At 43.6% G+C, this 4796-nt stretch carries 1 protein-coding gene; it reads left to right on the top strand.

All coding sequences use genetic code 11. The features are described from left to right. Window positions 1-192 precede the first annotated feature (192 nt). Window positions 193-4419: a pullulanase gene (locus ACMZ6U_RS09375; protein ID WP_416108191.1), complete on the top strand. Its 4227-nt coding sequence runs from the start codon at window positions 193-195 to the stop codon at window positions 4417-4419. The last annotated feature ends 377 nt before the right edge of the window (window positions 4420-4796 follow it).

Consider the following 4796-nt stretch of genomic DNA (forward strand, 5'->3'; position numbering starts at 1 on the left):
TGTTTATCTGAGCCTAACATAAGGCTTTTTTCTGTCTAGCTTAATTTTACAAATTGGGGTTGTTGAAAATCAACTAGCACCACGAGTTACAAGTACAAACATACATGAAAGCCTTTACATGACGTGAGAGAAAGAGTATAATGGATGGGTAAAGCAAGCGTTTGCATAGATATTATTTTTGGAGGTTTCTGAATGAAACAAGAAACAGTTAGTAAGGAACGGCAGCATTTTGGCTTGCGGACATTAAAATGTGGTACCGCTTCAGTTCTTTTGTCGGTCAGTTTTTGTGCCTTGGGTGGGCAGGTTGTCCAAGCAGAAGAACCTGCCATGGATAATATCAATCTGCAGGTAGATTCTTCGGTATCTGCGGAAGATACAGCAAAGAGTGCAGATCAGACAGGAAATAATGAGGTGGCAGGGCCTCTGCTTGAGGAGATTGCTACGAGTAGAAGCACCACTTCTGATCAAACAGTGTCGGCACAGTCAGAAGAAGTAGCTGATACAGTAAGCCCAGCGCCGGCACCTCAGGAGGCAGCTTTAGTAACAGATGATGAAGTTCAAGAAGGCTCTATTCGCATGCATTTTAAAAAACTACCGTCTGACAATCCAGCCAGCCTTGGTCTGTGGACATGGGATGATGTGGAGACGCCATCTAGTCAAAAGGGGTCTTGGCCAACAGGAGCAACCAGTTTTTCAGAAACTAGGACGGATGACTATGGGCATTACTTAGATGTGCCACTGTCTGCAGAAAAACGAGAAAAAATTAGCCTTTTAATCAATAATACGGCTGGTGAAAATCTGACAGGAGATAAGAGAGTTGAGCTCATTAGTCCCAAGATGAATGAGGTTTGGTTTGATGAAAAATATAACTCCTATACCTATGAGCCAATCACTGAGGGCATCGTGCGGATTAATTATCTACGTTCAGATAAGAACTATGACCGCAAGTCTTTGTGGTTGTGGGGAGATGTAAAGCAACCTACGACGGACTGGCCTGACGGACTTGATTTTGCCAAGCAGGGCAAGTATGGGGCTTATGTTGATGTCAAATTGACTGATCTGTCTAAATCAATCGGCTTTTTATTGCTAGATGAGAGTAAATCAGGCGATGATGTAAAGATTCAGCCGAATGATTACACTTTTACAGATTTGAAAAAACATCGCCAGCTTTTCTTGAGAGACGCCGATCCTACGATTTATACCAATCCTTACTTTGTAAACGATGTCCGAATGACTGGAGCGCAGCATATCAGTCTGACTGAAATCAAGACGACCTTTACTAGCTTCGAAAATCTCAAAAAAGAAGATATTTTAAAGAATGTACAGGTGAAAAATAAAGGCAATCAGCCTGTAGCCATCAAGGATATTATCTTGGATGAAGGTGCGAAAAAAGTCATCCTTCAGGGAGAATTCGGACAGGAGGACGCACCTTATACAGTGGCTTATGGAAGTGAGCAATTTAAGACAGGTATGAATTGGCAGTTAAAAGATAGTTTGTATCAATATAACGGTGATCTGGGTGCTCGTGTGACAGAAAAAGGTCAGAAAGCGGCAGTTACCGTATGGTCACCAAGTGCAGATCAGGTGTCACTAGTGGTCTATGATAAAGCGAACCAAGGCAAGGTTGTCGGCAGAATTGCCATGGTCAAGAGGGAAAAAGGAACCTGGCATGCGGACTTAACAGCAGATAGTGGTTTGGGGATTAGGGACTATCGTGGTTATTACTACCACTATGACATCAAACGAGGTGACAAGTCCGTCTTAACCTTGGATCCTTATGCTAAGTCCTTGGCTGCCTGGAACAGTGATTTGGCAGAGACAGACCCGTCTTACAAGGTTGCTAAGGCTGCCTTTGTAGACCCGACAGAAGTCGGACCAAAAGAGTTGACTTATGCTACCATTCCAAACTTTAAAGACCGGAAAGATGCGGTGATTTACGAAGCACATGTCCGTGATTTTACGTCTGATCAGGCGATTTCAAGTGACTTGAAGTCACAGTTTGGAACCTTCTCGGCTTTTGTGGAGAAATTGGATTATCTAAAAGAGTTGGGTGTAACCCATATTCAGCTGTTGCCTGTCCTTAGTTATTACTATGTCAATGAACTCAAAAATGCAGAGCGGCTGGACGAGTATGCTTCTAGCAACAGCAACTATAACTGGGGTTATGACCCGCAGAATTATTTCTCCCTAACAGGTATGTATTCAAGCAATCCGACCAATCCGATTGCCCGTATCGCAGAATTTAAAGAACTAGTCAATGAAATTCACAAGCGCGGTATGGGTGTGATTATGGACGTGGTCTATAACCATACGGCTAAAACGGCGATTTTTGAAGATTTAGAGCCGAATTATTACCACTTTATGGACGCAGACGGTACTCCGCGAACCAGCTACGGTGGCGGTCGTTTGGGAACGACCCATTACATGAGCCGTCGTGTTTTAGTGGACTCAATTAAGTACTTGACTGACGAATACAAGGTGGATGGCTTCCGCTTTGACTTGATGGGGGACCATGATGCCGAAACCATTCAGAAGGCTTACGATGAAGCGAAAAAGCTCAATCCAAATCTGATCATGCTAGGCGAGGGTTGGGTGACTTATTCAGGTGATGAAAACAAGCCTGTCCAGCCAGCGGATCAATCCTGGATGAAATCTACCAATTCTGCGGCGGTATTTTCAGACGACATTCGCAATACGATGAAGTCAGGTTATCCTAATGAAGGAACGCCTGCCTTTATCACAAATGGTAAGCGGGATCTTGAAAAAGTTTTCCGCAATATTAAGGCGCAGCCAACGAACTTTGAAGCAGATGATCCAGGTGATGTGATTCAGTATATCGCAGCTCATGACAATCTGACCTTGTTTGACATCATCGCCCAATCCATCAAAAAAGACCCTGCCAAACCAGAAAATGAAAAGGAGATTCATCGTCGTCTCCGTTTGGGGAATCTCATGGTCTTGACCTCTCAAGGAACACCATTTATCCATTCAGGTCAAGAATACGGTCGAACCAAGCAATTCCGCCATACAGACTATCGCACGCCTGTATCAGAAGATAAGGTGCCAAACAAGGCTCATCTTTTGACCAACGAAGACGGTAGCCCATTTGATTATCCCTATTTTATCCATGATTCCTATGATTCGAGTGACGCGGTCAATCATTTTGACTGGAGCAAGGCGACAGACAGCGCAGCCTATCCTGAACATGCAAGAAGCCGTGCTTATACAGCAGGCTTGATTGCCCTTCGGAAATCAACAGATGCTTTCAAATTGCCATCTAAAGAGGAAGTTGACAAGCGCGTGACCTTGCTGACAAGAGCAGGCAAAGACGGTGTTGAAAAAGAAGACCTTGTTTTGGGCTACCAGACTGTCGCAAGCAATGGCGATGTCTATCTGGTCTTTGTCAATGCCGATACTAAGGCACGTAGCTTTACAGTTGAACAATCCTTGAAGACGGTAGCTGTACTAGCAGACGGAAAACAAGCAGGTACAGAAGCAATTCAAGCATCAGATGGTGTTCAGCTCACCGAACACAGCTTGACCCTTGCACCGCTGACCGCAACTGTTTTACGGATTGCCAAAGAAGATGCGCAGACGCCACCGAGCGGAGTCAAGATGGTCAAAGGATCGGTAATCCTTGAATACCGTGACATCAACGACCGCATATTGAAAGACAATGCCCTTGTTCACTATAATGCAGCAGTAGATACTGCCTATAATGCGGAGGAATCTGAACATAGAACCCAGACGATTGTGGGCTACGATGGCAAAACTTACAAATTGGCACCAGCGGGAACTTACAAGGTTGGAGAGGTAGATGAACATAGTCATTTAGTCTCATCAGCACCTATGGTTGGTCGAGTGGTAGGAAATACTACCCTGATTGTGACCTACGTTTACCAAGAAGTTACAGCACCATCAGACACACCAGACGATTCGCAATCAAAACCGCAAATAGATGCGGAAAAGATCACACCGATTGTTTCTCATGTAAGGAAACCAGAAGGTGAGTTAAGCGAGTTAGATGTTATAGGAGCAGTGGCAGAAATTGGTCAAGGAACAGTTCAGCTTGCCCCAGGTATGGCGTTGCCAACTCGAGCAGGTGAGTATGACATTTCAGTTATAGTAACCTACCCGGATAAGAGTAGGGATGAGTTAGTCGTCCCTGTCACACTTACTCCGAAGACAGATACTCAAAAAACACTGCCACAAAGTTCTATTCAAGATTCCGAAGGCTCAGAGGCACTAAAAGTGAGTGACCAGTCACAGTCTCAGGCTAAGACTGAATTGACAGACAGAAAGAGTCAGAAAGACTTACCCAAAACAGGTAGCGAGTCTTCAACGACAGGCTTCTGGTCAGGTATTTTAACGCTCGTAGCAGGACTAGCCATCGTTAGAAAAAACAAAAAGAGCGAGTAATACGCTCTTGCTAAAAGAGTCTGGAACAAAAAAATATCACTTTAGAAATTCGTTACTATAGTCAAATGAATTAACTTTCAGAACAAGGAACAGAAAAGACGCGGACTGTACTTGAGTACGGCAAGTCGAAAGTGACTATGTATCAAAGTTATACTCTTCGAAAATCAAAAGCAAACCTTGTTGACTTGCTTTAATGAACACCAGTTCTATCTGTATCAGTGGCGGTTAGCCTGCTTTTGATTGTCATTGAGTATTAATTCAAAAGATTATAGTTAGCTCTATGAAGTTGATAAGACTATAAAAAAGCGAACAAGATAGTTCTTCTGTTGAACAGAATGCTATTTTGTTCGCTTTTTATCTTTTGTGTCAGGCTTTTA

The sequence above is a fragment of the Streptococcus pluranimalium genome (assembly GCF_047785745.1).
Lineage (GTDB): Bacteria > Bacillota > Bacilli > Lactobacillales > Streptococcaceae > Streptococcus > Streptococcus pluranimalium_B.

Bases quoted from the DNA above. Each gene is read 5' to 3' on its own strand.
- ACMZ6U_RS09375 (WP_416108191.1), top strand. From the start codon at position 193: ATGAAACAAGAAACAGTTAGTAAGGAACGGCAGCATTTTGGCTTGCGG.